The sequence below is a fragment of the Streptomyces synnematoformans genome (genome assembly GCF_039531005.1).
GTDB classification, from domain to species: Bacteria; Actinomycetota; Actinomycetes; order Streptomycetales; family Streptomycetaceae; genus Streptomyces; species Streptomyces synnematoformans.
On record NZ_BAAAPF010000504.1, the window covers coordinates 1 to 3,251 of the forward strand.

Consider the following 3,251-nt stretch of genomic DNA (forward strand, 5'->3'; position numbering starts at 1 on the left):
CCGTCGCCCACCTCGTCGGGGGCGAGCCGCAGCCCGGCTCCCCGGCCGCGCTCCCCGCGGGCCGCCGCGCCGAGCTGGAGCACGCCGCCGCGCTGGACCCCTCCTCGTACCTGGCCGTGCGCCCGCGCGTGCTCGTCGGCGCCGGCGCGCTGGTACGCCGCTCCGCCGACCGGGTGCTGGTGGTGCGCGCCGGATACCGCGACGACGGCCGCTGGCAGCTGCCGGGCGGCGGCGTGGACAGCGACCTGGGCGAGACGCCGCGCCCGGCGGCCCGGCGGGAGCTGCGCGAGGAGACCGGGCTCGACCGGCCGCTGGGCCGGCTGCTCGCCGTGGACTTCGCCGTGCGCCGTCCCGTGCCCGCGCTCGTCGTCTACCTCTACGACGGCGGGGTGCTCGGCGCGCCCGAGCTGGCCGGCGTCCGCGTCGACGGCACCGAGATCGTCGACTGGCGGCTGGCCGGCCCCGACGAACTCGACGACCTGCTCTCACCGCGCGGCGCCGCCGTCGCCGGCGCCGGGCTCGGCGCCCGCACGGAGGGAGCGGGCCCGCTGGACCTCGTCGCGGGCCGGCCGGCCTGAGCGGCGGCGCGGCCCCCCGGACCGTACGGGCGGGGCGCCCGCGCCCGCCCGCGGCCCGTATTCCCGCGGCCCTACGCGCTGGTAACGTCCGGCCATGAGCGGACACGTACGCACCGAGCGCACCGGCCCCGTCACCACCGTCGTCCTCGCCCGCCCCGAGGTCCGCAACGCCGTCGACGGGCCCACCGCCGCCGGACTCGCCGACGCCTTCCGGGCCTTCGAGGCCGACCCCGACGCCCGCGTCGCCGTGCTCTGGGGGGAGGGCGGCACGTTCTGCGCGGGCGCCGACCTCAAGGCGCTCGGCACCCCCGACGGCAACCGCGTCGCGCCCGACGGCGACGGCCCCATGGGGCCTACCCGGATGCGCCTGACCAAGCCCGTCATCGCCGCCGTCAGCGGCCATGCCGTCGCCGGCGGGCTGGAGCTGGCGCTCTGGTGCGACCTGCGGGTCGCCGAGGAGGACGCGGTCTTCGGCGTCTTCTGCCGCCGCTGGGGCGTGCCGCTGATCGACGGCGGCACCGTCCGGATGCCCCGGCTGATCGGCACCGGCCGCGCCCTGGACCTCATCCTCACCGGCCGCCCCGTCCCGGCCCCCGAGGCGTACGGCATGGGCCTCGCCGACCGTGTCGTGCCGGCCGGCCGGGCGCGGGCCGCGGCGGAGGAACTGGCCGCGGACATCGCCCGCTTCCCGCAGACCTGCCTGCGCGCCGACCGCGCCTCGGTGCTCGCCCAGCACGGGCTGCCGGAGGCGGAGGCGCTGGCCGCCGAGCTGCGCCACGGCAGCGCGGCGCTGGCCGAGGCGACGGCCGGCGCGGCGCGCTTCGCCGCGGGGGAGGGGCGGCACGGCGCGTTCTGAGACCGGGGACCGCGCGGCGGCGGTTCTCAGCCGGGGACGGGCAGCATGAACGACCCGCGCGGCGCGCCCCAGTGCCGGCCGGCCGCGAGGTGCGCCACGACCGCCCGTTCCAGCGTCGTACGCGCCGGCAGCGCGGCGACGTCCGCGGGCGTACGCACCAGGCGCCGGAACACGAACTCCACGATGCCGCGGTCCGGCGCCGCCAGCCCGTGCTCGTCGGGCCGCGGCACGTGCTCCGCCTCACCCGGGTCGAGGGTGAACCGGCGCTGGAAGCGCATGATGTTGCTCCCCTCCGGCAGATACTCCCCGAGCTGCGGGTCCAGCAGCCACGACGCGCAGTTCAGCCGCAGCTCGCCGCCGGCCGCGGCGGCGCCGAGGAACCCCGGGAAGCGGCGCGGGAAGAACTCCGCGGCCCGCGCGTACGACGCCGCGCACGCCTGCGGGTCCAGCGGCCCGCCCTCCGGTATGTGCACCTCAAGGCCGCGGCCGGCGTCCGGGTCCTGGTCGAGGTTGAACTGCAGCCGGCCGAGCCGGTAGAGGATGCCGCCGTACGGCAGCGTCATCCACGCCTGGTAGGCCATGCCGCCGGCGCCGTGCAGCCGGCGGTGGACGCCCACCTTGTTGCCCAGGTCGGCGAGCGTCTCCCAGGACACGTCGTCGGGCACGTCGAGCCGCGCGTGGTACGCCCGCACCTCCGGCACGGCGGCCAGGAACACCGCGGTGTGGAACCAGCGCCCCGCCGCGCCCAGCGCCGCCGGCAGCGTCGGCCCGGTCCCCGGCCCGCCCCGGTCGTCGCCGACCGCCCCCAGCGCGGCGGCCAGCGCGGCGACGGGGCGGTCCAGCAGCCATCCGTACGGCGAGCCGGCCGCGGTCAGCTCCGTCAGCGCGGCGGCCAGTTCTGCGTCCTCGCGCTCCGGGACGCCGACGGCGCGCAGCAGCGCGGCCAGCTCCGCGCCCCGCGGCACGGCGGCGGGGGGCGGCGCGGGGTGGGCGGCTTCGAGGGCGTCGGTCCACGGCGCGTACGTGCCGTCGAGGCCGAGCCGGTCACGGACGGCGGCGGCGTTGAGGTCGGTCACGCCAGGATCATCTCAGCAGGCCGGCAGGCCGGGCACCGGAGCGTCGTTGGCGCCGCCCTTGACGTAGACCATGCTGACCCAGACGTCGACGTTGCCGTTGTCGTCGTCGGTCCTGCCCCACCACACGTTCGTCCACTCGCCGGCCGTCTCGCGGTAGGACGTCTTCTGCTGGCAGTAGAAGTAGTTGGTGCCGGCGTAGAGCGTGCCGACCTGCCGGTGCGCCGAGTCGTACGACGAGGCCGTCCGCCACACCTGGCAGTTGTACTTCCCGCCGCCGATCGGCGTGCAGGACGGCGCCGGGTCCGAGCCGCCGCCGGTGCCGCCTCCCGACGTGCTGCCGCCGGTGTCCCCGCCGCCGCTCCCGCCGGTGTCGCCGGAGCCGGTGCCGCCGCCGTCCGAGCCGGAACCGCCGCCGGAGCCGTCGCCCGCGCCGCCGGAGCCGTCCGCGTCGTCCTCGGCGCCGCCCGCGGCCCCCACCTCCTCGGCGGGGGAGCCGTCGCCGTCCGGCGACGGCTCGCGCTCCTCCCCGCTGGTCCCGTCCTTCGCGTCCTTCCCGTCCTTCGCGCCTTCTTCGCCCTTACCGTCCCGCTTCTTCCCCTCGCCGCCCTTGCCGGGCGTCGGCGACGGGGACCCCGCCGGCGGCTCCGCCGTCTCCTCGCCCGCGGTCGTCTCGGTGCCATCGCCTCCGGCCGGCACGTACGTCACGTCGCCGCCGGCGACCAGCACCGCGTCGGCGGAGCC

The 3,251-nt window shown here is 78.5% G+C and carries 3 protein-coding genes and 1 pseudogene; 2 read left to right on the plus strand and 2 right to left on the minus strand.

Annotated elements, in window-relative coordinates:
- Both ABD317_RS35140 and ABD317_RS35145 read left to right on the plus strand, forming a co-directional pair.
- A partial coding sequence (locus ABD317_RS35140) for an NUDIX domain-containing protein (protein WP_344295744.1) occupies positions 1 to 578 on the plus strand: 578 nt, incomplete at its 5' end.
- Positions 579 to 672: 94 nt separating this feature from the next.
- On the plus strand, positions 673 to 1,434 hold the full coding sequence (locus ABD317_RS35145) for a crotonase/enoyl-CoA hydratase family protein (protein ID WP_344295746.1): 762 nt from the start codon (positions 673 to 675) through the stop codon (positions 1,432 to 1,434).
- A gap of 26 nt (positions 1,435 to 1,460) precedes the next feature.
- On the opposite strand, the gene ABD317_RS35150 is transcribed toward ABD317_RS35145, so the two are convergent.
- Both ABD317_RS35150 and ABD317_RS35155 read right to left on the minus strand, forming a co-directional pair.
- Entirely contained in the window at positions 1,461 to 2,510 is a 1,050-nt protein-coding gene (locus ABD317_RS35150) for an acyltransferase domain-containing protein (RefSeq protein WP_344295748.1), read from the minus strand.
- A 12-nt stretch (positions 2,511 to 2,522) separates the two neighbouring features.
- A pseudogene (locus ABD317_RS35155) lies at positions 2,523 to 3,251 on the minus strand (serine/threonine protein kinase); the annotation flags it as partial.

Bases quoted from the DNA above. Each gene is read 5' to 3' on its own strand.
- ABD317_RS35145 (WP_344295746.1), top strand. From the start codon at position 673: ATGAGCGGACACGTACGCACCGAGCGCACCGGCCCCGTCACCACCGTC.